The organism is Lacticaseibacillus casei DSM 20011 = JCM 1134 = ATCC 393 (assembly GCF_000829055.1).
Lineage (GTDB): Bacteria > Bacillota > Bacilli > Lactobacillales > Lactobacillaceae > Lacticaseibacillus > Lacticaseibacillus casei.
Genome location: NZ_AP012544.1, coordinates 1,872,486 through 1,896,640, shown reverse-complemented (window position 1 = coordinate 1,896,640; position 24,155 = coordinate 1,872,486). Strand labels below are relative to the sequence as shown.

20 protein-coding genes and 4 pseudogenes are annotated in these 24,155 nt (G+C 46.4%); 20 read left to right on the top strand and 4 right to left on the bottom strand.

Annotated elements, in window-relative coordinates; genetic code table 11:
- Positions 1–75: 75 nt before the first annotated feature.
- The 3 genes from LBCZ_RS09315 (at position 76) to LBCZ_RS09305 (ending at position 2,615) form a co-directional block, all read left to right on the top strand.
- Positions 76–1,269, top strand: coding sequence for a C40 family peptidase (locus LBCZ_RS09315; protein ID WP_039639221.1), 1,194 nt, complete (start codon positions 76–78; stop codon positions 1,267–1,269).
- A gap of 217 nt (positions 1,270–1,486) precedes the next feature.
- Positions 1,487–1,894, top strand: coding sequence for a GNAT family N-acetyltransferase (locus LBCZ_RS09310; RefSeq protein ID WP_025012882.1), 408 nt, complete (start codon positions 1,487–1,489; stop codon positions 1,892–1,894).
- A gap of 118 nt (positions 1,895–2,012) precedes the next feature.
- Positions 2,013–2,615, top strand: a complete 603-nt coding sequence (locus LBCZ_RS09305) for a nucleoside/nucleotide kinase family protein (protein ID WP_025012881.1) — start codon at positions 2,013–2,015, stop codon at positions 2,613–2,615.
- Positions 2,616–2,680: 65 nt separating this feature from the next.
- On the opposite strand, the gene LBCZ_RS15660 is transcribed toward LBCZ_RS09305, so the two are convergent.
- On the bottom strand, positions 2,681–2,794 hold the full coding sequence (locus LBCZ_RS15660; protein ID WP_041084747.1) for a putative metal homeostasis protein: 114 nt from the start codon (positions 2,792–2,794) through the stop codon (positions 2,681–2,683).
- A gap of 111 nt (positions 2,795–2,905) precedes the next feature.
- On the opposite strand from LBCZ_RS15660, the gene LBCZ_RS09295 reads away from it, so the two are divergent.
- The 14 genes and pseudogenes from LBCZ_RS09295 to LBCZ_RS09230 all read left to right on the top strand — a co-directional run bounded on the left by LBCZ_RS09295 (position 2,906) and on the right by LBCZ_RS09230 (position 16,169).
- Complete coding sequence (locus tag LBCZ_RS09295; protein ID WP_010491549.1) at positions 2,906–3,358, top strand: Fur family transcriptional regulator; 453 nt, start codon at positions 2,906–2,908, stop codon at positions 3,356–3,358.
- Positions 3,359–3,619: 261 nt separating this feature from the next.
- Positions 3,620–4,078 (top strand): hypothetical protein, encoded by a 459-nt coding sequence (locus LBCZ_RS09290; RefSeq protein ID WP_039639219.1) that lies wholly within the window; start codon positions 3,620–3,622, stop codon positions 4,076–4,078.
- A gap of 20 nt (positions 4,079–4,098) precedes the next feature.
- Complete coding sequence (locus LBCZ_RS09285; RefSeq protein WP_025012880.1) at positions 4,099–5,088, top strand: DUF6681 family protein; 990 nt, start codon at positions 4,099–4,101, stop codon at positions 5,086–5,088.
- A gap of 362 nt (positions 5,089–5,450) precedes the next feature.
- Positions 5,451–6,188 (top strand): amino acid ABC transporter ATP-binding protein, encoded by a 738-nt coding sequence (locus LBCZ_RS09280; protein ID WP_025012879.1) that lies wholly within the window; start codon positions 5,451–5,453, stop codon positions 6,186–6,188.
- A gap of 51 nt (positions 6,189–6,239) precedes the next feature.
- Positions 6,240–7,064 (top strand): glutamate ABC transporter substrate-binding protein, encoded by an 825-nt coding sequence (locus tag LBCZ_RS09275; protein ID WP_025012878.1) that lies wholly within the window; start codon positions 6,240–6,242, stop codon positions 7,062–7,064.
- A gap of 2 nt (positions 7,065–7,066) precedes the next feature.
- The gene (locus LBCZ_RS09270) at positions 7,067–7,711 is read left to right on the top strand and encodes an amino acid ABC transporter permease (protein WP_025012877.1); all 645 of its coding nucleotides are present in this window, start codon (positions 7,067–7,069) and stop codon (positions 7,709–7,711) included.
- Positions 7,712–7,726: 15 nt separating this feature from the next.
- Entirely contained in the window at positions 7,727–8,389 is a 663-nt protein-coding gene (locus LBCZ_RS09265) for an amino acid ABC transporter permease (RefSeq protein WP_025012876.1), read from the top strand.
- A 237-nt stretch (positions 8,390–8,626) separates the two neighbouring features.
- The gene (locus LBCZ_RS09260) at positions 8,627–9,562 is read left to right on the top strand and encodes an NAD-dependent epimerase/dehydratase family protein (protein ID WP_025012875.1); all 936 of its coding nucleotides are present in this window, start codon (positions 8,627–8,629) and stop codon (positions 9,560–9,562) included.
- Positions 9,563–9,645: 83 nt separating this feature from the next.
- Positions 9,646–10,401 carry a glycosyltransferase family 2 protein gene (locus LBCZ_RS09255; protein WP_025012874.1) on the top strand — a complete coding sequence of 252 codons (756 nt, stop codon included), beginning with the start codon at positions 9,646–9,648 and terminating at the stop codon, positions 10,399–10,401.
- A gap of 21 nt (positions 10,402–10,422) precedes the next feature.
- Positions 10,423–11,163, top strand: coding sequence for a glycosyltransferase family 32 protein (locus LBCZ_RS09250; RefSeq protein WP_025012873.1), 741 nt, complete (start codon positions 10,423–10,425; stop codon positions 11,161–11,163).
- A gap of 127 nt (positions 11,164–11,290) precedes the next feature.
- On the top strand, positions 11,291–12,691 hold the full coding sequence (locus tag LBCZ_RS09245; protein ID WP_025012872.1) for a sugar transferase: 1,401 nt from the start codon (positions 11,291–11,293) through the stop codon (positions 12,689–12,691).
- Positions 12,692–12,923: 232 nt separating this feature from the next.
- Positions 12,924–13,805, top strand: a complete 882-nt coding sequence (locus tag LBCZ_RS09240) for a hypothetical protein (protein WP_025012871.1) — start codon at positions 12,924–12,926, stop codon at positions 13,803–13,805.
- A gap of 138 nt (positions 13,806–13,943) precedes the next feature.
- Positions 13,944–15,086 carry a non-hydrolyzing UDP-N-acetylglucosamine 2-epimerase gene (gene wecB, locus LBCZ_RS09235; RefSeq protein ID WP_025012870.1) on the top strand — a complete coding sequence of 381 codons (1,143 nt, stop codon included), beginning with the start codon at positions 13,944–13,946 and terminating at the stop codon, positions 15,084–15,086.
- A 74-nt stretch (positions 15,087–15,160) separates the two neighbouring features.
- Positions 15,161–16,169 (top strand): annotated as a pseudogene (locus LBCZ_RS09230) (glycosyltransferase family 2 protein).
- Between the two features lie 69 nt (positions 16,170–16,238).
- Here the strand turns inward: LBCZ_RS09230 and LBCZ_RS09225 are convergent.
- Positions 16,239–17,280 (bottom strand): annotated as a pseudogene (locus LBCZ_RS09225) (acyltransferase family protein).
- Positions 17,281–17,530: 250 nt separating this feature from the next.
- On the opposite strand from LBCZ_RS09225, the gene LBCZ_RS09220 reads away from it, so the two are divergent.
- On the top strand, positions 17,531–19,018 hold the full coding sequence (locus LBCZ_RS09220; protein ID WP_025012869.1) for a glycosyltransferase family 39 protein: 1,488 nt from the start codon (positions 17,531–17,533) through the stop codon (positions 19,016–19,018).
- 131 nt (positions 19,019–19,149) lie between these two features.
- On the top strand, positions 19,150–21,222 hold the full coding sequence (locus LBCZ_RS09215; protein ID WP_025012868.1) for a GW dipeptide domain-containing protein: 2,073 nt from the start codon (positions 19,150–19,152) through the stop codon (positions 21,220–21,222).
- A gap of 197 nt (positions 21,223–21,419) precedes the next feature.
- Here LBCZ_RS09215 and LBCZ_RS09210 read toward each other — a convergent pair.
- Positions 21,420–22,025 (bottom strand): annotated as a pseudogene (locus LBCZ_RS09210) (IS30 family transposase); the annotation flags it as partial.
- A gap of 123 nt (positions 22,026–22,148) precedes the next feature.
- On the opposite strand from LBCZ_RS09210, the pseudogene LBCZ_RS09205 reads away from it, so the two are divergent.
- Positions 22,149–22,622: pseudogene (locus tag LBCZ_RS09205) on the top strand (transposase); the annotation flags it as partial.
- A 71-nt stretch (positions 22,623–22,693) separates the two neighbouring features.
- On the opposite strand, the gene LBCZ_RS09200 reads toward LBCZ_RS09205, so the two are convergent.
- The gene (locus LBCZ_RS09200; protein WP_010620018.1) at positions 22,694–23,746 is read right to left on the bottom strand and encodes an IS30 family transposase; all 1,053 of its coding nucleotides are present in this window, start codon (positions 23,744–23,746) and stop codon (positions 22,694–22,696) included.
- Between the last annotated feature and the right edge of the window lie 409 nt (positions 23,747–24,155).

Genomic DNA, 24,155 nt, shown 5'->3' with positions numbered 1-24,155 from the left:
CTTGTAACAAGCCTGTAATAGTTCAGTGTTAATGTGACAATTGTGAACAAAATGAAAGCAGGAGTGGCGATAAAGATGAGATTACGGCAATTAGTTACGGGCGCTATCACCGTTGCAACATTAGCTGGTGTTGGGGTTTCGGGTGTAGCAGCAACAACCGTTCGCGCGGCAGACGACAAATCAAGTTTGCAAGCGAAGAACGACGACTTGATGAAACAGCTTCAGGCGACTAACGATAAAAGCGCGAAGCTGAGCAATGACGTTTCCAACAAGGTTTTGGCGATTCAAAAGGCCGAGGCTGAGATCAAAGATGGCCAAGCTAAAATCACTGATTTTGAAGGCCAACTGACGAAAGCCAATCAAGAAGTCAACCAGCGCAAGAACAATTTGAAAGATCAATTGATCTCCTTGCAAAAACGGGTCGGCAATTCGGTTACTGGCAATGTCTATTTTGATTTCATTTTGAATTCAAGTAGTTTGACCGACTTGGTAGGCCGTTCCTTCACCGTTAGCAAGTTGAGCCAGGCTAGCACCGAAGCTTTGCAGGCAGTCAAGGATTCAGAGGCGAAAGTCAAGGATCTGAAAGCTAACCAGGAAGCTAAGCAAAAGAGCTTGGTTGCAACCAAGGCGCAACTTGAAAGCGATAAGGCCAAGATTGATGGCTTGAAGGCAGATGCTGATAAAGCGGCTGCCGAGGCACAAAAGATGATTGATGCCAATAAAGACAAGTTAGCTGAATTGGCCGCTGAAGAAGCTGCCAAGACTGCCGCTGCACAAAAGGCTGTTAGTGACGCAGCAAGTACCACTTCGACTTCAACGGCATCAAGCACCAGCACTGCTTCTGCAAGCAACAATGCTTCCAGCACAAGCGTAACTTCCTCCACGGCACCCGCTTCAGCTGGCAGCAGCACAGTTTCTGTTTCCGGTGGCAGCATCGCAAGTAACGCTGCTAAGTACATCGGTGTGCCATATGTTTATGGTGGTACTTCACCTTCGGGCTTTGACTGCTCAGGCTTGATTTACTACGCAGCTAAAGAAGCCGGCGTTAGCTTGCCACGGACTTCGCAAGCCCAAAGCACGCTCGGTTCTTACGTGGCGGTTTCCGATCTTCAGGCCGGCGACTTAGTCTTCTGGGGCGGGGTTGGCAGTGCCTATCACGTTGGTATTTACATCGGCAATGGCCAGTACATCCACGCGCCGGCACCGGGTCAGAGTGTCACTGTTCAAAGCATGGCTTACTTTGCACCTGAATTTGGCCGTCGTCTTTAATTAGTTGTTCACATCCTGCAAAATATATATTTAAAAGATCGGTCATGGTGGCCGGTCTTTTTCTTTAAAATAAATTCAAAATAATCGGACGAGTCGCAAGCCTATTATTCGCAATCTATGCGACAATATGATCAAACAATATGATCAAACTGATAATTGTGGATGAATTTTTGCTTGAGTCAAGCAGTGATTCAAGCTCACTAGGAGGGGACAAAGAATGATCAAGATTGACAATCGCAAACTTGATGACGAAGCTGTATTGGCCTTATATCAAGCCGTTGGATGGGTGATGTACATGCGCGATCCCGTAAAACTAAAACGAGCCTTGGCACAGTCGCTCAAGGTTCTGGGTGCCTTTGATGTGGACCGGTTAGTCGGGTTGATTCGGGCAGTGGACGACGGTGAAACGATCCTTTTTATTCAGGATCTGCTGGTGCTTCCCAACTATCAACGTCAAGGGATTGGCCGCCAATTGGTGAAGGCATTGGTCGATCACTATCCGGAAGTGCGGCAGCGGGTTTTGTTGACGGATGATCAACCAGACACACGCGCCTTTTACGAGAAGATTGGGTTTGTGTCGAGTGATCATTTTGGGGTGGTCGCTTTTTACCAGGACTTGTCCTGAAGCTTCGAGTAAAAAAGACTAAATTGATTTCATTTTTAAATACCGCTCAATGTTGATTTTCAGCTGACGAATCGGCGCTGATTTGGTACAATCGAGGCAATATTCAAGGAGGCGGATCATGAAGGCGGCACATAAGTTGATTGTGATCACAGGGGCAACAGGTACCGGCAAAACAACAGTGAGTGCATATCTGCGCGATAACTACCGAATTCACCGCGTTATGACGCACACCACTCGTCCGGCTCGTAAGGGTGAAAAGAATGGCGTCGATTATTATTTTGAAACGCCGGCAAGTTTTGCAACGAAACATTTTATCGAAAAGGTCACTTATGCTGGCTATGAATATGGTTCCTCACATGAATCTCTCGAGAAAAATTGGGCGAAGCATCCTTTTTTAAGTATTGTCTTGGATACTAAAGGAGCAATCACTTATGTTCAGGAGCTCCCTAAAGAAGTCGTGGTATTATTTCTCACCATTGATGATCCGACTGTTTTGAAAGATCGCTTACTGGGCCGCGGCGATGATCCAGCGATGGTGGCAGCACGGCTGAAAAGTCCTGAATATAAGAGGGATTTAACCTTGCCGGATGAACTCAAACCGTTTGCCACGGTGATCAAAAATGACAGTTGGGATGAAGCGCGGGAACAGGTTGATCGGTTCATGAAGGACCTGGCGCTGAAAAGCTGCGGGTTAATGTCGCTGAATCCGGAACAAAAATAAAACGTGACCCTTCGCTATGTGATAGCAAAAGGCCACGTTCAATCTATTTTGGTATCTGTCAATGGTTATTTAGTCGGTTTCTTAACGGCCTCAATCACACGTTTAGCGCGTGAACGGGTCTTGGGATTCTTACTTTTTAAAAGACGTGCAGCAGATGCATAATCGGTTTTTTCAGCCATATTGCTTCCTCCTGTCAGGCGTGTTACACTAAATGGTACTAATCGTAATCAGTACGATTTGATACATTACACGTCTTCAATTAAAGTGTCAAGCCAAAGGGGTTTAATTCCATGGACAACACAACAATTGCATTAAAGCAGTTAAAACAACACGGTTACCGGGTCACCAAACAACGTGAGTCAATGGTTGACTATCTGGGCAGGAACCAGCATCGGTATACGGCGGTCACGATTTTGGATCGATATATGCGCACGCAATTCCCTGGGGTGTCGCATGATACGATTTATCGCAACGTCAAATCATTCATCGAAATGGGCATCCTGGAAAGTCGCATGCAAGACGATCAAATCGTGGTTAAACTGCAGTGTGATTTCCAGCATCCGCATCATCACCATTTTATCTGTACGAACTGCGGCAAAGTGATTGAACTTAAAATGTGTCCGTTGAATTACTTTGAAGATCAGGTTCCGGGCGCTAAAATTCAAAGCCACAATTTTGAACTTTATGGTTTGTGCGCGGAATGCCAAAAGCGGGCGAACAGCTTGAAAGAAGCTAACGCCTAACGACCAGTTGCAAGTAAATGACGCAGATGTGCTCCGTAGATGTATCGGCACCAGAGATAGCCATTCTCTGATGTCTTTTTTAGTTATGCGTCGTGTTGCATGTTTCAAATGTGGCTCATGCATTGGTAGCCATCTCACGATTGTTGAAAAGCGCACCACTTTGGCCAACGCTATAAGTAGCGTATAATTTTAGCGGTAACTTAAGGTGCTTCCTGCTACTTTTGGGGTAAAATGAAACGATGAATGAAAGGAGCTGGCTTCATGGCTTATCGAACACCGCCATTATTACCACCGACTGCGATTGTTTCGCTGATTGTTTTGATTAGTGCGTATAACATTGTTAATACGATTAACCCGGTCAATCAGCCTAAATCGGCAACCGATCAGAGTTCGTTGGTATCCAAAATAAAATCCGAATCGGCTTCTAAGGCTGCGCGTTCAGCCTCGTCAAAGCCGGAACCAAGTCAAACTTCGGCGTCCCAGCCGTCTGCTGCTAGCCAGTCGCAGACGCAGCCGAGTCATGAGGAGAACAATAACGAAACGACCAGTACCGCGAGTGCAACGTCGACACCAAGTTCGGCAACTTCGACCTCAAAGGCGTCAACATCTTCTGTGACGTCCACACCAAGCACCGCTTCCACCAATAATGGGCAAACCACTGATCAGAACCAGACAAGTACTGATCAAGGAACCGACACAACCGGCACGAATGGCCAATAAGCCGCGGAAAGGATGAAATCATGTTAACTGTTATTGATATTATCAACCGCGTGCTGGGCTACTTTAACATTGCTGATAAACCCAAAGGCAAGGCCTTCACGTGGGTGGCATTTTTCGCTAATTTTTACTTGCTCTATGTTGCGATTGAAAACCTGCGTTATCCGGATTTTCGGATCCGCGGGGCGTTGTTCCTGCTGGCGTTTGTTGTCTTTTTGTATTTTATTGGGTTGAACTTCCTGTATTACTTCACGAACAAGACAACCCGATTTGATATTTCGCCAACCGTTGAAAAATGGCTGGGCAGCAATGGTGCAAAGAAAACGGCTATTGAAAATGAGCTGAAAACGCAATTGGGAGCTGCACCAGCTAACGGTGTTTTTTCCCAAGAACAACTGCTGACAGCGGATGTTGCGTTAACCGATGACCAACAAGCGAATCTTGATGCGTTGGTTGCCAGTTTGGTTAAGCAAGGCGTTTTGAGCTTGAATTATCAGGGCTTGGACGACAAAGCGATTGAACGGGTTGCGCAGGAGACGCAGCAACCGGTTCTCGCTATTGGCGCACCCTATCCGTTGCCGTTTTTTGATTTGCAACATGTCAACGATCAGCTGATTATTACCGGTGGCTTAAATGCGCTGACGGCCAAACCCATCGCAACTGTTGAGCGGGTGGGCTTGTTGCCGGTTGAAAAAGCGGCGCAGGACTATCATCTAGTGGCCGCCAACGTCTTTCTGATTGGCGGCGAGCAGAAGTTATTGGGTCGCAGTGGGTTGCGTAAAGAATCGCAGCCATACAGCCTGACAGTGCAGCTGGCGTATCAGGATAAGTCGCCAGCTGCGTCTCAAGAAAAGGTAGACACTGACACGCATCCAGTGGAGGGTCGCCAGCCAGAAGCGCCACAGGAGACCAGAGAAGGACGCCACGCCCTTGATGACGATGCGACGACCAAGCTGGAGCAACAAGCGTCCGAGCAATTTCTAACCCGGGAAAGTAGAAGGCATCAGAAATAAGAAGTGACACGGTGTCACTTTTCATACGAAAATAGTGTCAGCAAGTCACGACATTTCACATTGACAAGCAGTCAAGGTGAAATGCCGCGGCTTTTTGCTTGGCTTTGTTTGTGATTACAGATAAAATATTAGTTTGCGTGCGAAAGCCTTTTCGTCATGCCGAGAAACAGGCCATCCGTTTCTGCAATATCTGCACACCAAATTCCCACATCGCGGTCCCATCCGCAAAAGTCCCAAAAACCGGCATTTTTCGTTTTTTCCACCGAATAAATGCTCAATTTTTAAAAGAAATATTTGCGCATCATTAGTTTTCTATGTAAAATACATGATAATAGCTAGTGAACCCAAGGAGGTCCTCCAAAATGTCAATGATTGAATTTCATGACGTTAACAAGTATTTTGGCAAATTCCAAGCATTAAAAAATATTAATCTAACAGTCGATCGCGGCGAGGTGGTCACGATAATCGGGCCTTCAGGGTCTGGTAAAAGCACCTTGTTGCGCTGCATCAATGGGCTTGAGCGGATCACGTCCGGCCAGCTGATTGTTAATGACTTTGATTTAGCCGACAAGAAAACCGATATGAACCGCATCCGTAAAAATGTCGGTATGGTTTTCCAACATTTTAACCTGTATGCCAACAAGAATGTGTTGCAAAATGTCACGCTGGGACCGGATCTCGTGCTCAAGCGTGATAAAGCCGAAGTGGAGCAGGAAGCCCGTGACTTGCTTAAGATGGTCGGGCTGGAAAGCAAGGCGGACAGTTTTCCCGGCGAGTTATCCGGTGGGCAGCAGCAGCGGGTTGCCATTGCCCGTAGTCTTGCCATGAAGCCGAAAGCCATTTTGTTCGACGAACCGACCAGTGCGCTGGATCCGGAAATGATCGGTGATGTGCTGGATGTTATGCAAAAAATCGCCGAGCAAGGGATGACAATGGTTGTAGTCACCCATGAAATGGGCTTTGCCCGCCATGTCGGCAACCGGATTGTTTTCATGGATGATGGCCAGATTCTGGTCGACTCCAGCGATGTCAACCAATTCTTCGATGATCCGCAAGAACCGCGGGCCAAGGAATTCATCAGTAAGATCATCAATCATTAGCCCAACAAGACCAGTTACGGATGGGATACTTTATGAAAGCAGGTGTGTTAAATGAAAAAGATGTGGAAACGCATGCTCCTGCCGCTGGTGTTGTTGCTACTGATGATACTGCTTAGCAGTTGCGGGAAAAGTGTCGCGGATCGGGATATTTTGAGCCATGCTAAGGCGACCAATACTATTGTGTGGGGCGTTAAAGCTGACACCCGACTTTTTGGTTTGATGAATATTAAAACCGATAAAATCGAAGGCTTTGACGTTGACATGGCCAAAGCCGTGACCAAACAGATTTTAGGCAAGAAAGGGAACGCTCAGCTGGTTCAAGTGACCAGTGACACGCGGGTACCGATGCTCAAAGGCGGCAACGTTGACGCGGTGATCGCCACCATGACGATTACTCCAGAGCGTCAGAAGATTCTGGATTTTTCCGATGTTTATTTTAATGCCGGTCAGAGTCTTTTGGTTAAAAAAGGCAGTCCCATTAAAACCGTGAAGGACCTGAAGAAAGGGACAAAGGTCATTGGTGTGCAGGGTTCCAACTCTGTCGACAACGTTAAAAAGGCTGCCCCTGAGACAACCGTGCTTCAGCTGGCAGATTACGCGCAGGCGTTTACGGCTTTAAAGTCCGGGCAAGGGGATGCGCTTACTACTGATAACGGGATTTTGTACGGGATGTCTGAACAGGACAACCGTTACATTGTCACCGGTGGCACCTTTACCAAGGAGCCTTATGGGATTGCCATTAACAAAGGGCAGCGGCCGTTTGTCAAGGCAGTCAACAAGGCGATCAAACAACTCAAGCAAAACGGTACTTATGCCAAGCTAATTAAAAAATGGTTTGGCGATGTGCCCGGGTTCAATCTTAAGGAGGTGGAGTGATTATGTGGTCGATTCTTACCAATAACTGGAACACCTTTCTTTCCGGACTTGGCTATACCTTGGCAGCCAGTATTCTTGCGTTGATCGGCAGTCTGATCATCGGCACCTTGTTTGCGTTGATGGAAATTTCCCCGTTCAAGGCGCTGCGTATCATCGGCCGAATTTATGTCGAGGTGGTGCGGAACATTCCGTTGCTGGTCATCACGTTAGCTTTCTACGTGATTGTGCCGCAGTTTATCGTCAAAATCGATGGTTTCACCGCCGGAACGATTGGCCTGTTGATCTATACGAGTGCGTTTATCGCTGAAACCGTGCGCGCAGGGATTGAAGCCGTTCCCAGCGGTCAAATGGAAGGCGCCCGCAGTATCGGGATGAGCTATACGCAAGCGATGACGCAGATCATTTTTCCGCAGGCATTCAAAATAGTCATCCCGCCGCTGGGCAATCAGTTTATTAACTTGGTGAAGAACAGTTCGGTTCTGGCCTTCGTTGCCGGCTTCGATCTGATGTATCAAGGCAAACTCATTGCGGCAACGACCTTTTCGACGTTCGATACTTACCTGATCGTCGGGATCCTTTATCTCATCTTGACCATGCCGCTAAGTTATCTGATGCGTTATCTTGAGAAAAAGTGGGTCATCGCATAGAAAGGAGCAGGACTGATGCATAATTTTATCGACGCGTATTCTTGGATCAACTTACGCTACCTGCTTCAGGGATTAGGCGTGACCTTGGAAGTTTCTATCGCTTCCATCTTCTTCAGCTTCGTTCTCGGGGTGATTTTAGGCTTAGCGCGTTATGTGAACATTAAATATTTTTCCGCGATTGTCGGCTTTGTTATTGATGTGATTCGGAACTTGCCGCTACTACTGATCTTGTTCTTCACGTACTTTGCGCTGCCGGAAATCGGCATTCGCCTGAACGTCATCATTGCGGCCATTGTGGCAATGAGCATTTTCGAATCGGCGATGTTGGCCGAAATCGTCCGGTCAGGCATCAACGCCGTCCCGCGCGGGCAAATGGAAGCAGCCCGCAGCAATGGCTTAACGTTTTATCAGGCCATGCGCTACATCATCATGCCCCAGGCGCTGAAGAAAATGATTCCGCCGATTGTCAGCCAGTTTATCTCACTGGTCAAAGACACCTCACTGGCTACAATTATCCTGTTGCCAGAAGCGACGTACCATGCGCAAATCATATATGGGCAGAACATTAACTACATGATTCCAATGTTTGTTGCGTTAGCTGTGATGTATTTTGTTGTCAACTATGCCTTGTCGTTGGCAAGTCGCTGGTTGGATCGGCGATTGGTGCAGTCGAACTAGGTTTTTAAGCAGGTGAACATCACCAAAATCGACTCTGACAGCACATCAATGTGTGCTGCCAGAGTCGATTTAGTATATGGGGACGGATTCAATGTTGCGTGTGCGGTATTGGCAAGCAGGGTGCCATTTGGAACAGTTCTTATCATTTTCCTAACATTTGGTATAAGCTGCGGTGGTTGGGGCGCGGCTGTGATACCATAGGAGAGAAATAAAACCAGCAAGACGGAGGAAATTATCTTGAGTAGTTACTTAGTGACCGGTGGCGCCGGGTTTATCGGATCCAATTTAACCGAGCTGTTGTTAACGGATCCTGATAATACGATCACCATTGTCGATGATTTATCGATGGGCTTGCGAACCAATATTCCTGATTCCAGCCGGATTACATTCTATGAACATAGCATCACCGATCATGCCTTCATGTCCCAACTTCTGATGGAAGGCCAGTTCGATTACATCGTGCTGTTGGCAGCCATTGCCAGTGTTGCCGATTCCGTTGAACGGCCATACGCAACCCACCAGGTTAACCAGGAAGCCAATTTAAATATCATTGAAACCTTGCGGACACAAAAGATCGCCTACAAGAAACTTTTCTTTGCCAGTTCAGCCGCTGTTTATGGCGATTCGCCTGAACTGCCAAAGAAAGAGGACATGGCGGTCAAACCGCTGACCCAATATGCGGTCGACAAGTTTGCGACCGAACGCGCGGTCTTAAATTACGGGCGCCTATACGATATGCCAATGGTCTGCACCCGCTTTTTCAATGTTTACGGGCCAAAGCAAAATCCAAAATCGCCATACAGCGGTGTTCTGTCGATTATGATGGACGCCTTGAAGGAGGACAAACCCTTCACGTTCTTCGGTGACGGTGAACAAACACGCGACTTCATCTATGTCGGCGATGTGGTGCATGCCATTCGCGGCTTGTTAGAGACGCCAAGCGCGCGCGATGATGTCTTCAATGTGGCAAACGGCAAGCAAACAAGCTTAAATCAAGTGGCTAAGGAACTCGAAAAGCTCACCGGCAAAACGCTCCACGCCACCCACAAGGCGCCACGTTTAGGTGACATTCGCGATTCGTATGCCCAAACAGCTAAGCTAGATCAGTTTGATTTCATGACCCATACGCCGCTTGCTGAAGGGCTGGCGAAGTATGTGGCGTCGGTTCAATAGTAAGATTGATCGGTCATCGCGTAACGGATGGCTGGTCATTTTTCGTGTTGTTTGCTTTAATTTATGCTTGTAGGAGAGATATTTTGGTTAAGACACCAGTAGTTTCCGTTGTGATGCCAGCTTACAATGCTGCAGCGTATCTTCCGAAGACCGTGCAGTCAGTTTTAGACCAGACTTTTAAAGATTTTGAATTGCTCATTATTGACGATGATTCGACTGATCAGACAGCGGAAGTCGGTCAACAGTTGGCCGCTAGCGACAGTCGAATCCGGTTTGTTCACCTCGATGACAATCAGGGTGTTGCCAATGCCCGCAACGTTGGTGTGGCAAATGCTGAGGGGCAGTACGTTGCTTTTTTGGACAGCGATGATTTGTGGCTTCCCGATAAATTAAAGCTTCAGGTCGCATTTATGCAGCAGCATCAAGCAGCCTTCTCTTATTGCTCGTACGATGTGGTGGACGATCATGGCACTAAAATCGGCGAGCGTAAGATTTCTGAAGCCCGTCTGGATTACCACGAAATGCTAAAAGGCAATCGGATCGGATTATTGACGGTCATGTTGACTCGGGAAATTGCCCAAAAGTATCCATTTTCTAAAATAAATCATGAAGATTACGCTTGCTGGTTGTCGATTGCCCGTGGCGGAACGCTTGCCTACCTTGCGTCTGACCGAATCTTGGCTCAATATCGGAAGCATCAGACATCGCTGAGTTCAAACAAATTGCAGGCGGCTCAGTGGACATGGACGATTTATCGGCAGCATGAACATCTCAATATTTTTAAAAGTTTATATTACTTTTTGCATTATTCACTGATGGGTATTACCGACAAACGCTGACATTTAAAGAGGGGGAAGCCTATGATACCTAAGATTATTCATTATGCCTGGTTTGGCAGCACACCGCCATTGTTTATCGAGGATCGGGTTCAGGAGTGGAAAGAGAAGCTGCCGGACTGGGAATTCAAGTTCTGGAACGACAAAAACTTTGATTTGAAAAAATATGCATTTTCTGAAAAAATGTACCAAGCGGGTAAGCTCGGTTATGCTGCAGACGAATTGCGGTACGCGGTCTTGTATCAGTATGGTGGATTTTATCTTGACACCGATATGATTATCAAGAAGGATCTTGAACCATTTTTGAACCATAAGATGGTTTGGGGTTTTCAATACGATAATAGTATTTTGACATCGTTTATCGGCGCCGAAGCCAAAACGCCGCTGTTAGCCGAAATCCTGGATGTCTATGCTGGGCGGAAATTTCCTGAGTTGCAGGATGATATGCAGAGGATGACCAGTAATCCGGTTGTGACAAAAATCCTGATGCGACTTTATCCTGATTTTCGAATGAATGGGCAGCGTCAAGAGTTGGAACCGGGAATCGTGGTTTATCCACGCGACTATTTTACATATGCAAGTCGGAATCAAAATGCTAACTACATGGAACATCTCTTCGATAACTCATGGGGAAGCGCCAATGTCGGCTTACGTGGTCGGCTAAAGCATCTCTTCAAAGTGCTGTTTCCCTATTTGTGGGCGGATATTTCTGCGCGGCGTGGGATTAAAAGCGCTGAACGAGATGGCATTCCTTATCAACGATGATGTTGTCCCGTTAGTTTCGGCGCAAGTGCCTTGCCAGTAGTTGTTCGTGGCAGCAGACAAATACCGAACATATGCTATAATGAGTGAGCTGTTTTCAACCAAAGATATTTACTGAGAGGGTTGCTGTATGAAACAAAGTGCCGAATGGAACGGTCTTAAACGACTGTTGACGATGATCGGCGATGTCGGTCTTTTTAATTTAAGTATATTGCTCGCCTTTTACTGGCGGTTTGGTGCGGAGATTCCCGAATGGAACTTTAAGATGTATGAAGGTTCAGCCATTTACATTTCGCTGCTCTTTCTGTTCGTTAACTTTTTCTTAGGCGTCTACGTTTACTATAATCGGCGAATCAGTGACATTATTTTCAATACGGTATTGGCCCAGACGATTACCATATTGGGATTAACCATGATCACGTTCATGGGACGGTTCTTTGCATTTCCAAGACTGGTGCTTGCATATTCGTTTGTGCTTAGTATTCTGATTCTTGGTATTTGGCGCGTTTTCATATATTACATGTACATCCACTTTACGAGTAACTACAAGGTGGCCGTGCTTTCGTATGAACATGAATTACCTGCTGTTTTGGAGAACTTCCATTCTGCTAAGAACAACAAACATAAAGTAACCTACGTTATCTCAGATCACTTTGTTGAGAACGCCAAAAAGATTATTGATAAGGTGGATATTTTCTATCTTACCAAGAGCTTACCCGATGAACAACGGCGGGAAATCATCGATATCATCATTAAAAAAGAAAAGACCATCTTGTTACCATCAACGTTTGATAACTTGATGATGTTACGGCCAAATCTAATGAATTTCGAAGATGAAAGTGTCATGGGCATCACGCAATTTCGCATTAAGCCCGAAAGCGCCGTCCTTAAACGGATTTTTGACATTGTCGTTGCCCTATTAATGTTAGTCGTTGCATCGCCGTTTATGTTGATCACGGCCTTATTGGTGAAATTAACTTCACCAGGTCCGGTGATTTATAAACAGACGCGGATCACCTTGAATCAAAGAGAGTTTAAGATCTTGAAGTTTCGCACGATGTCGGCAACTGCCGAAGCGAAATCTGGTCCGGTGTTGGCTAAAGCGCATGATTCGCGGATTACACCGGTTGGCAAGTATTTGCGGAAGTTTCGCCTGGATGAGTTGCCTCAGATTTTCAATGTTTTAAAAGGTGACATGTCCATCGTTGGGCCGCGTCCAGAACGTCCGTATTTCGTCAATCAGTTTAACCAACAGGAACCGCATTACTATCTGCGTCATAATGTTCGCGCCGGGATTACTGGTTACGCGCAGGTTTATGGCAAATACGCTTCCGACTACCACAGTAAATTGAAGTTTGATCTGCTGTATATCAAGACTTACAGCATTTTTCTAGATGCCCGTATTTTGCTACAAACCATTAAGGTCTTATTTGACAAGGTTTCCTCGCAGGGACTTGAGGAAGACACGGAACCGGAACGTCAGAAGTTGCATGACTTGGTGGTTCAGCAGGACATCACGCACTTGTCATAATGGCTTAAATCCGGTGTTTAAGTTGGTCAATGGCGGTGGAACTAATAGCATATTCGAATGAATCGGTTCCGGAAAGACAAGTTTGTTATTCAGGAGCCGATTTTTGCATACGTTTAAATGTTTAACGATTTTCTTAATAACTTGGCTCTCCCTGCCAGTAGGTGCGTCAATTAAGTGAACTATTTATAATTAAAGCATATACTTAAGTTACATTAAGGGGGAGGCGTTTTAAATGAAGAAGACGCTGTTAGTACTACCGGTGTTGCTGCTGGTCTTTGCTGCGGGTTGCGGGCAAAGTAAACAAAGCAGTACCAGCCAAAAAGAATCTGTTAAGACTAGCCAGACGAGTCATAAGGCCAAAAAAGCATCAGCAAAAAAGTCTAATGGGAAGACTAGCGCAAGTCAAAGTTCCGCGCAATCGAGTAGTCAGATTGCTGCTTCAACTACCAGTCAGACTGGGCAAAAAGCTGCAACAGCGGCCTCGAGTGGTACAACGTCAAATGACCAGAGATTGGCAACACTGAAACAAGCTGTATTTAACCAGATTCCAAATGCCAAGTGGCCTGCTTCATACCCGGTTGCAAACTCACAGCATTTAAATATCTTTGCAACTGGTGATCAAGCGAATTATTCGATTTTCTTCAGTCCAGGGCAGTCAGCGTTACCATATAACGATCCAACTTTGCAGAATATCAATGCCGAGTTGGCCATTCAGAAGAAAACGTATGCGAGTGCAGCTGACGCACAGGCGCAGGTGGCCCCAGCACGATCGACGCAGGGATTGCGCCAAGTCGCCATTGGAGATGGTATTTATGCCGCGAGTCAAGGTGCAGCCGGATCATCTTATCTGACTTGGAATGAGGGTCGTTGGACTGTGACTGTTAAAGCCTCTGCTGTTAACGGTGAAGATCCGCTGCCGCTTGCTAAGCAGGCAGTCGCATGGTTTGCCAAAAATGCCTTGCCGGTACCTGATACACACGGGACGGTCGATTTAGCTGTGACGGATGCGAACACTCGACAAAATCAAATTACGTGGACAGAAGGCAATGCCTTGTATATGATTTCTGGACTCGAACCTATGCACACCATTCAAGTAGGTACAGCAACCCGCTAGTATTGGGAGCTGTTAGGGCCGATGGTTCAGGTAGCTTAGATTCCAACCCGATAATCTGTTATACTTTTTTCTGAGTTTAAAAATATTTGTCGCAGTCTAGCGACGGTTTTTAATTAAGAAAAAGAGTGAGGTGCCAACTTGGCAAAGATCAAAGTTATGACGGTATTCGGAACCCGACCGGAAGCAATTAAAATGGCGCCGGTGGTTCTGGGACTTAAACGGCGTAGTGATGAGTTTGAGGAGGTCACCGTGGTTACCGGCCAGCATCGCGAAATGTTGGATCAGGTGTTGACGATTTTCCATATTCAGCCAAGCTACGACTTGAACATCATGAAATCACGCCAGACATTGGCAGATATTACTAGCAGTGTTTTGTTAAAGCTTGGACAGATCATTGCCAAGGAACAGCCGGATATTGTGTTGGTTCATGGCGATACGACCACGACATTTGCGGCTAGCATTTCGGCCTTTTATCAACAAACCAAAGTCGGTCACGTCGAAGCGGGGCTGCGTACTTGGAACAAGTACAGCCCGTATCCGGAAGAAATGAATCGGCAGTTAACCGATGTTTTAAGCGATTTGTATTTTGCGCCGACTGCTCAGAGTCGCGCTAATCTGTTACAGGAACATCATCCTGACAAGCAGATCTTTGTGACTGGCAACACGGCGATTGATGCGCTCGATCAAACCGTTCAGGATGATTATCATCACGAGGTTCTGGACCTGATTGATCCCAACAAAAAAATGATCTTAGTCACGATGCATCGGCGAGAAAATCAAGGCGAACCAATGCGTCGCGTCTTCAAGGTGATGCGGGATGTGGTTGAAAGTCATCCGGACATCGAGATCATTTACCCCGTGCATTTAAATCCGGTGGTTCAGGAAGCAGCCGATTCGATTTTAGGTCATCACCAACGGATTCATCTGATTGAACCGCTGGATGTGGTCGACTTCCATAACTTGGCTGCGCGCAGCTATTTCATCATGACCGATTCCGGTGGGGTGCAAGAAGAAGCACCTTCACTGGGCAAGCCGGTTTTGGTGTTGCGTGACACCACTGAGCGTCCGGAAGGGGTTCAGGCCGGGACTTTGAAGCTAGTCGGTACCGATCCGAAAACGGTGAAAAAAGCAATGTTGCAGTTGCTGGATGATCAAGCCGAATATCAACGCATGGCCGATGCCAAGAATCCGTATGGCGATGGGCACGCCTCGCAGCGGATTTTAGATGCGATTTTGTATGAATTCGGAAAACGTGAAACGCGACCAGCACCGTTCAAGTAAATGAGTTACATGCATGTCATACTCGCCACCACAGATTCTTGTGGTGGCGAGCGTGTGTCAAGGGGGTATATAAGATGGCACTTCCGGTGTTGTGGATCGTGATTCCTTGTTACAACGAAGAAAAAGTCTTACCTAGTCACGGCACCACGATTTCTGGCCAAGCTTTCTGAATTTATTGAAACGCAAAAGATCGCGGCAAATAGCCGGGTTCTGTTTGTAGACGATGGCTCAAAAGATCAAACTTGGCCATTAATTCAGAAATTTGTCCAAACGGATCCGCATTATTTAGGGATTCAACAAAGTCGCAATCGCGGGCATCAGAACGCGGTTTTAGCCGGACTGATGGTCGCTAAAGATCGCGCTGATGTGACAATTTCTATTGATGCTGATGGTCAGGACGATCTTAACGCGATGACAGATATGCTGGCAGCGTACGCAGACGGTTGTGAGATTGTTTATGGCGTTCGCTCAGACCGCAAAAGCGATTCGTGGTTTAAACGCGTCAGTGCCCAGGCTTTTTATCGGTTCTTGCGGGTGATGGGAGTGGATGTTGTTTACAATCATGCTGATTATCGGTTGGCCAGTAGCAAGGTGTTGCAACATTTAGCCGATTTTAAGGAGGTCAATCTCTTCCTGCGCGGCATGTTCCCCCTTGTTGGTTTTAAAAGTACGTCAGTCTATTATGAAAGGCACGAACGTTTGGCAGGTAAGAGCCATTACCCTCTGTCAAAAATGATTGCCTTAGCGATTAATGGCGTTACGAGTCTGTCAATCAAGCCGATCGTATTTATCGCCGAACTGGGTGCCGTCGTCAGTATCTTAGGCTTCATCGGTACGATCTGGGCTGTCGTCATGGCAATTAAGGGTGCTACTGTTGCTGGCTGGGCTTCAATTGTTTGCATTGTTTCATTTTTGGGTGGCATTCAGCTGCTCAGTTTAGGCGTGATCGGTGAATACGTGGGGAAAACGTATCTGGAAACCAAGCATCGCCCGCGGTTTATTATCAGTGATCAGACTTGGCATGATGAACCATCTAAGCAGCCAAAAGCAGACAAAGATGTTGAAAAGCAGCGGAAACCATAAACTGTTTTTTAAAACGAGCAAAATAAAAAGGCCATAAGTCGGCCTGAATGGCTTCTGCTTGCTTACTTATCAAGCACTTCTTGATGCCAGTCGTTTGGACCTCAGTTGTTTGATGGTAACTTGTACATAGGCAATGATTCCGGCAACGAAATAGCTTAATAAGATCACCATGATTGAGTAGACGACGCTATGGGCACCAATCGCGGGAATCGTATGTAACCAGCTGGCGATGAAGGGATGATATAGATACAGGTTTAACGACCATGCGCTGCTGATTAAAAAGAGCTTGCTCGAAAACTCAACGCGATAGTTGACCATCATGACGGCCAAAGCAAAAAAAGATTTCGCTAAAGAATCGGAACCTTAACTGATTATGCATTTCATCTAGAGTGAAAAAAAGCGCAAATGCCGTCAGCGTCCCTAACATGATCGGCAAATAGAAACGGCGGATAAGCGGCATGAAGCGGTCTTCATAAAAAGCAAAGAGGACACCGGTCGGAAAGACAAAGGCTGCGTTGACTAACCATTCGCCCATACCTTTATCCCAAATATAAACCGTGTAAAGACCGGTCAACAAAAACAAAATGGCAAATAATGGTAGCGAGTGACCACGCGAGATTTGCATACCAAGCCAAAATGCAAAGTAGAAAAAAATAATTGCTAAAACAAACCAACTGTCATTCACGAACGGCGCGCCATTGGTCATCGAAATGGCGGCTTGGCTAAAAGTCAGTCCCATCAGCTGGTGTTTGATCGGGAAGATAAGCAGCATTGCTAGAAGATAAAGTAAAATAATGGGCAGCAGACGATGGGGCAGGAAGTTCTTTAAGTAAGATGGCCCTTTGATCTGATGCTGCCGCATAATACCGTAACCGGAGACAAAAAAGAAAATGGCAACGCCGAGTCGACCAGCCATGGTTAGTCGCGAAGCAAAGAAAGTACCGCTAACACCATTGAGCTCTTGATTGATGTGATGCAGAATGATAAAGATGATGCTGATGCCTTTTAGGTTGTTAGTCGCACTTTTTCTCAGGTGGCCTTCTTCAAGGTTCTGACTTGGACGTATGCTAGCAAATAAAAAGCCGATGAATGGTAATAAGATAAGATCCAACGCAAACGTTCCTCCGTTAACTGAATCGCTACAATTTCATCATTCAGTATAACATGAGATATTCATTGTTTCGAAACCGTTTTACTTGAAATTGGCTGTATGGTACCGCATTCAGTGACGGATGTTCTTTAAAGCTTAATCGTGAAACGACTTGCGTTATAGTCCTATCAACGATTTTTACATGCAATTGGTAACGGACTTTGCTGGTCAGAGGGGAAGAAAAATAAAGTAAAAGGGGAATAACTAGAGAATGAGACAACGCACAATGATGCTACTAGAAGGTGCTGACAGGCTGATCAATAAGCTGGGAAGATATCTGCTTGTTGCAGTTTTTGCTTTTTGTTTGCTGTGCCTTTTTAAAATACAGGTTATCCAAGGAGCTAGTTGGGAGACGCCTGCTTTTGTTTTAGGGAGTATGGGCGTTCTGATAGGTTTGTTTTTGCTCTTTAAACTAAGCTTGCTGAAGCTCTCAGATCGTCAGGCGTTGTTGCTATTGACCGTGCTCGCCCTCGTTTTTTTTAGTTTCTGGAACTTTGTCTTTCGACCGGTTCCAGTCAGCGATTATAAAGTTTTGTTGGAGGGTGCTCGGGATATTGTCGATGGCACATTTAAAAGCCAGGCGGCCCAGCCTGATAACTATTTTAGATATTATAATTTCCAGATTGGTTACGCTTATTATCTATCGCTCATCATGCGGTTGTTTGGTGATCGGCTGCTGTTTTTTAAAATAATTGAAATGCTTGTTATGACAGCGACAACGCTTGTACTATATAAAACATTTAGATTATTTTGTGATGTCCATCGGTCCGTTTTTGGGGCGGGAGTATTCACGCTTTTCCCATACGTGTTTATCGGCGTAGGCATCATCAATAATCAGCATGAGGGGCTGCTGCTAGAGGCACTGGCCATTTATTTTATTCTGAAGCGCCGGTCTTGGCCGAATTTGTTAATCGCTGCAGTCTGCATTGCGATTGCTCAGGTGTTGCGGCCAACAGCAGTCGTGGTTGCAGCTGCGATTATTGTGACCCTCATGATTCAGACGATTCAGCAAAAGAGCCGACAGCGTTTGCTTGAAACCGCGGCTTTTATAGTGACTTGTTGGGGTCTGGGCTGGATTACCAACAAGTTATTTATTCTCTCGGGAGTGGCTCCGTACGGTATTAAGGTCGGCAATCCGTATTTTAAATTTCTGATTGGACTGACAGGAAAAGGCGTGAGCGGAAAATATACGACCAGTGCACGCAAGACCCAACTTTACTATGATTTGAAAGAATACCATTTTAATTATGCCCTCTATAAACAGGCAGCTGCGGAAAAACTGAAGAATGTCTTGATACATGGCGTGAACTTGCAGGACATCATGAATCGTTTTACAGGCTTTATTGGCAATGTCGATAATCAGTATTATCTCGGGGGCAATGAGCAATTTATGAATCGGCACCCGGTCCTGATTTCATCATTGAATTTTGCCGGCATGGTCGTCTATGGTGGAACGGTTCTTGGAACCTTCAAACGGGTTATAACCGAAAAATGGGTAACGAGTCGCACCAGTTACCTCTTGCCAGCGGTCGTTTTCGGCATGTTCTTCTTTGCCTATATCTTCATGGAAACTCAGGCACGGTACCGATTTGAATTGTATTATGTCCTGTTCTTATTGGCAGTACCGACAATTTATGGGTGGCTCACAACCTTGCAGGAAAAAATGTTTACACTTGATTCGTCCAAGGATTCCCGCTGATCCAAGATGCTCAGACGCCTGTCATATAAATGACATGGTAATTTGTCATCATTTTGTTTCTTTAAAAGCGGTTGATCTCCATGTATAATGAGCCTGTTATAAAGTTTAAAAAGTTGGGGAGGAGTTTACTTATGGGGAAAAAGGAGAAAAAAATGAAGAATAAGTTATTTTGGGCATCTGCGGCGATTGCATCGTCAATACTGTTTTCGCAGCTTGTTTTAGGAACACCGGTGTCTGCAGCTGATGAAGGCACAGGTGCAAACGCCCAAACAAGTCAGACGAGTCAGGGTCAAACCGTATCGTTTCACGATATGAACGAACATTCTAATTTTGGTAATACTACTGTTCCCAGTGCCAATACGACAGCAGGTGTGCGGTCATTTTCAAGTGCACAAGCTGCGGGAGCAACATTACAGGCAGCACCGCAATCGAATGTGCAGGCGTTTGCAGCCAAAGCACAGACAATGATGAGCTTTACCATTGGGGATCAATCAGTTCCACGAACAGATGTTGTAGATGTCGCCTCTTATCAAGGGTGGATGAATCAAGACAGTTTTAATACCCTCCATTCGTTGGGCGTCAGAGGTGCCGTTGTTAAAGCCTCAGAAGGTACGTCTTATCAAAATCCATTTGCGGCATCGCAGATTCAATATGCGCGTAACGCGGGCATGACTGTTTCGGCTTACCACTATAGCCACTTCGGTTCAAGTGCCGAAGCAGTGGCTGAAGCTAATTTTTTTGCCAATACACTTGATAAGCTGAATGTCGGTAAAGAAGTCAATGTTGTTGCCGATGTCGAAGGTTCCGATGTAAGTGGGGATGTCGGGGCGAGTTTAAATGCATTCTGGCAGACACTTAATCAGCGCGGTTATACGCATCATGTATTGTATACCGGTAAGTATTATACTTACTCGAATGCTGCCATTGGGACAGTCGGTAAGAACCGGACATGGGTTGCGGACTATCCGTATACGCCGAGCGCTAACTCGATGTGGAATCAAGATTTTGGTGCATGGCAGTATTCTTCATTAGCGTATTTGCCTGGAGCATCTAAACCAGTCGATGTTTCAGTTGATTACACGGGTCTGTTTACGCAACCGAATGCAGCTACTCCGCCAGCACCTTCTTATGACCCGATTTTGTCAAACAAATCCGTCAGCTATGATGTCACTATTGTTAATCAGGATACCCGTAAAGACGGCATTTATTTTGATGCACCGTATCATACCAGTGCTTCAACTGCTATTTCTAACTTTAATGGTGTCAATTACAACAATCAGAATGTTCACGTACAAGCTGAAACAGTTACATCGCGTAGCACTTATCTCCAAGTTAAAGCCCAAGATGGCAAAGTTTTCTGGATTGATAAGAATGGTACCGCACAATTTTCGTTTGACAGCATTGTTTCGCAACAGACAGTGGACTATCCGGCCACAATTCAGCAACAAGGGCGCGGTGACGGCATTTATACAGCTGGTCCTTACCATACCTCTGCCGCAACATCTGGTGGTAACAGTGATGCAACTAAGTATGACGGCCAAAAGGTTCAGGTTATTGCTGAAGCTACTACCAGCAGAGCTGGCGGCACGACTTATGCCCAGGTACGTTTAGCTGATGGGCAGACCTTCTGGATTGATAAGCGTGGTTTGCAAACCGGCGATAATTCAGGGTATGACAAGATTCTTCTTAAGAAATCCGTAAGCTATCTTGCTATCGTTGATCAAAGTCATCGTGCTGACGGGTTGTATGCAAACGGTCCTTATCACACCTCAGCTATAACCGCAATCGGTAATGACAATGCTAAGTCATTAAACGGTCAGTTGGTTCAAGTGCTTACCGAAGCAACGACTTCTCGTTCAACGCATTCGACATATGTACAGATTCGTTTAGCAAACGGCCAGACTTACTGGACGGATAAACTCGCTCTTACAAGCTTCTCGTCATTAAGTCCGATTCTTTCAACGAATAATGTTAATTATGATGCAACGATCAATCAAAAGGACCGTGTAGATGGTCTTTACAGTGATGGACCGTATCATACCAGCATCAGCACACTTGTCGGTAACGATAATGCCAAACAATATGACGGTCAAAAAGTTCATGCCTCGGTTGAACAAAAGACCGATCGCGGAACCTATGTCAAGGTTCAGTTTACTGATGGACATGTCTATTGGATTGATAAAGGCGGCTTAACCGTTAAATAGTCCCGATCTTTATTAACGAACAAAAATATCTCTCAAAGCCTTGTATTTGCTAGCCCGCTTCGTCAGCTAGTGAGTGCAGGTTTTTTTTCATTTATAGGACGAAGCAACGATCGTAAATTGCAAGAACAAGTTAGCCAGTCGTTGAGGACAATCCCAGAACAGGCCGTTATCAAATAGAAGTTGTGGCGCTAGAGAGACTACTGGGCCATGCGGCGAACGCGCCGAGCTTCGGCCTCAAAGTTTTGCTGGGGTGTGCAGTAGCCCTATTGTTTGCGAGGCAACTGATTCAAGCGGTCTTGCGTGGCCTGCACTTGACTAGGGCTAATGTCATCTAGGGACATGCCCTTAGGGAAGTCCTGGCGAATCATCCGGTTATGTGCCTCGTTGGTGCCACGGTCGCAGGACGTGTAAGGATGGGCGTAGAAGATCTCAGTTTCCGTCCCAGCAAAAGCAGTATTTAAGGCGGTGAACTCGGGTCCGTTGTCGGCTGTGATGGTCTTGATGCAAGCTCCCCATTCGCGCTTGATTCCACGCAATGCATAGCTCACAGAGTCTGCATCTCGTCCTTCGATCAAGCGGAGAAGTTGGCAACGGGTCTTGCGCTCAATCAGAGTCAAGATGACGCTCTCCTTGCCATTGCGTTTACCGACAATGGTATCCATCTCCCAGTGACCGAACTGCCTGCGTCGTTCAACGACCTTAGGCCGTTCCTCGATACTGCGGCCAGCCAGGCGCTTAGCCTTGGTGTGGTGCTGGTGAGAGGTCTTCCGCTTAGTCTTCTCCAACAGGTCGATATTTCGAATCCGCGCATTTTAGAATCAAGTTAGCCACTGTCTCAAAATTTTTTGGACAATAAAAAACATCAAGAACAGATATCCTGTATCATTGAAGTTCCTACACAAACAATGGAAGAGGATATTGTCTTGATGCAGAAACAGGATAGCACACACCGCCAAAAAGGTCAGCACTTAACATCACTCGAGCGCGGAAAAGTGGCCGGATTCCGCCAAGCTGGGAAGTCCAATCGTTGGATTGCTGCTGAAATTGGCGTCTGCCCGCAGACCATTAATAATGAAATCAAGCGAGGTACAGTAGATCAGGTCAAGAAGAGTAATGGCAAGCGCGTCTACCATCGACAATACCTGCCAGAGGCTGCTCAGGCACGTTACGAGACTGCATGCTTGAGCTGCCATCGTCCTGACAAGTTCGCCAGCGTACAGGTCTTCTTAGCCTGGTACGTACAGCGAGCTAAGCAGGACAAATGGTCGCCGGATGCTTCAATCGGCTATGCCAAGCGACACAAGCTGTTTACTCCTGAAGAGCTTGTTTGTGCCTCGACTTTGTACCAGTACATTGACGACCAACGCCTAGAGATTCGAAATATCCGTAAATTGCAAGAACAAGTTAGCCAGTCGTTGAGGACAATCCCAGAACAGGCCGTTATCAAATAGAAGTTGTGGCGCTAGAGAGACTACTGGGCCATGCGGCGAACGCGCCGAGCTTCGGCCTCAAAGTTTTGCTGGGGTGTGCAGTAGCCCTGTTGTTTGCGAGGCAACTGATTCAAGCGGTCTTGCGTGGCCTGCACTTGACTAGGGCTAATGTCATCTAGGGACATGCCCTTAGGGAAGTCCTGGCGGATCATCCGGTTATGTGCCTCGTTGGTGCCACGGTCGCAGGACGTGTAAGGATGGGCGTAGAAGATCTCAGTTTCCGTCCCAGCAAAAGCAGTATTTAAGGCGGTGAACTCGGGTCCGTTGTCGGCTGTGATGGTCTTGATGCAAGCTCCCCATTCGCGCTTGATTCCACGCAATGCATAGCTCACAGAGTCTGCATCTCGTCCTTCGATCAAGCGGAGAAGTTGGCAACGGGTCTTGCGCTCAATCAGAGTCAAGATGACGCTCTCCTTGCCATTGCGTTTACCGACAATGGTATCCATCTCCCAGTGACCGAACTGCCTGCGTCGTTCAACGACCTTAGGCCGTTCCTCGATACTGCGGCCAGCCAGGCGCTTAGCCTTGGTGTGGTGCTGGTGAGAGGTCTTCCGCTTAGTCTTCTCCAACAGGTCGATATTTCGAATCTCTAGGCGTTGGTCGTCAATGTACTGGTACAAAGTCGAGGCACAAACAAGCTCTTCAGGAGTAAACAGCTTGTGTCGCTTGGCATAGCCGATTGAAGCATCCGGCGACCATTTGTCCTGCTTAGCTCGCTGTACGTACCAGGCTAAGAAGACCTGTACGCTGGCGAACTTGTCAGGACGATGGCAGCTCAAGCGTGCAGTCTCGTAACGTGCCTGAGCAGCCTCTGGCAGGTATTGTCGATGGTAGACGCGCTTGCCATTACTCTTCTTGACCTGATCTACTGTACCTCGCTTGATTTCATTATTAATGGTCTGCGGGCAGACGCCAATTTCAGCAGCAATCCAACGATTGGACTTCCCAGCTTGGCGGAATCCGGCCACTTTTCCGCGCTCGAGTGATGTTAAGTGCTGACCTTTTTGGCGGTGTGTGCTATCCTGTTTCTGCATCAAGACAATATCCTCTTCCATTGTTTGTGTAGGAACTTCAATGATACAGGATATCTGTTCTTGATGTTTTTTATTGTCCAAAAAATTTTGAGACAGTGGCTAACTTGATTCTAAAATGCGCGGAAAAATCATCACCCAAAAAGGCCGTTGAAAAATCAAGCCTTAAAATTGGTAGTACGTTGAACAGGCTGATCAATGATAGGATTAATAAGATGATGAGGCTTTTGATTAGCCGACTACTACGAGTTGTCATGACTGAAGGTAACCCCTTATTATGTAAAGTGTTTTCTAAATGTAGGACAAAGATACTATTGATGGACTCTGCGACGAATCCGGCCGTGGAAATCACATTATGTATAACTAGTCTGATGGATCTTCGCCCGCTATCAATCATACGACTAGGCCATTT

Excerpts from the sequence above, each read along its gene's own strand:
- LBCZ_RS09315 (WP_039639221.1), top strand. The coding sequence starts at position 76 with ATGAGATTACGGCAATTAGTTACGGGCGCTATCACCGTTGCAACATTA.
- LBCZ_RS09310 (WP_025012882.1), top strand. The coding sequence starts at position 1,487 with ATGATCAAGATTGACAATCGCAAACTTGATGACGAAGCTGTATTGGCC.
- LBCZ_RS09305 (WP_025012881.1), top strand. The coding sequence starts at position 2,013 with ATGAAGGCGGCACATAAGTTGATTGTGATCACAGGGGCAACAGGTACC.
- LBCZ_RS15660 (WP_041084747.1), bottom strand. The coding sequence starts at position 2,794 with ATGGCTGAAAAAACCGATTATGCATCTGCTGCACGTCTTTTAAAAAGT.
- LBCZ_RS09295 (WP_010491549.1), top strand. The coding sequence starts at position 2,906 with ATGGACAACACAACAATTGCATTAAAGCAGTTAAAACAACACGGTTAC.
- LBCZ_RS09290 (WP_039639219.1), top strand. The coding sequence starts at position 3,620 with ATGGCTTATCGAACACCGCCATTATTACCACCGACTGCGATTGTTTCG.
- LBCZ_RS09285 (WP_025012880.1), top strand. The coding sequence starts at position 4,099 with ATGTTAACTGTTATTGATATTATCAACCGCGTGCTGGGCTACTTTAAC.
- LBCZ_RS09280 (WP_025012879.1), top strand. The coding sequence starts at position 5,451 with ATGTCAATGATTGAATTTCATGACGTTAACAAGTATTTTGGCAAATTC.
- LBCZ_RS09275 (WP_025012878.1), top strand. The coding sequence starts at position 6,240 with ATGAAAAAGATGTGGAAACGCATGCTCCTGCCGCTGGTGTTGTTGCTA.
- LBCZ_RS09270 (WP_025012877.1), top strand. The coding sequence starts at position 7,067 with ATGTGGTCGATTCTTACCAATAACTGGAACACCTTTCTTTCCGGACTT.
- LBCZ_RS09265 (WP_025012876.1), top strand. The coding sequence starts at position 7,727 with ATGCATAATTTTATCGACGCGTATTCTTGGATCAACTTACGCTACCTG.
- LBCZ_RS09250 (WP_025012873.1), top strand. The coding sequence starts at position 10,423 with ATGATACCTAAGATTATTCATTATGCCTGGTTTGGCAGCACACCGCCA.
- LBCZ_RS09245 (WP_025012872.1), top strand. The coding sequence starts at position 11,291 with ATGAAACAAAGTGCCGAATGGAACGGTCTTAAACGACTGTTGACGATG.
- LBCZ_RS09240 (WP_025012871.1), top strand. The coding sequence starts at position 12,924 with ATGAAGAAGACGCTGTTAGTACTACCGGTGTTGCTGCTGGTCTTTGCT.
- LBCZ_RS09220 (WP_025012869.1), top strand. The coding sequence starts at position 17,531 with ATGAGACAACGCACAATGATGCTACTAGAAGGTGCTGACAGGCTGATC.
- LBCZ_RS09215 (WP_025012868.1), top strand. The coding sequence starts at position 19,150 with ATGGGGAAAAAGGAGAAAAAAATGAAGAATAAGTTATTTTGGGCATCT.
- LBCZ_RS09200 (WP_010620018.1), bottom strand. The coding sequence starts at position 23,746 with ATGCAGAAACAGGATAGCACACACCGCCAAAAAGGTCAGCACTTAACA.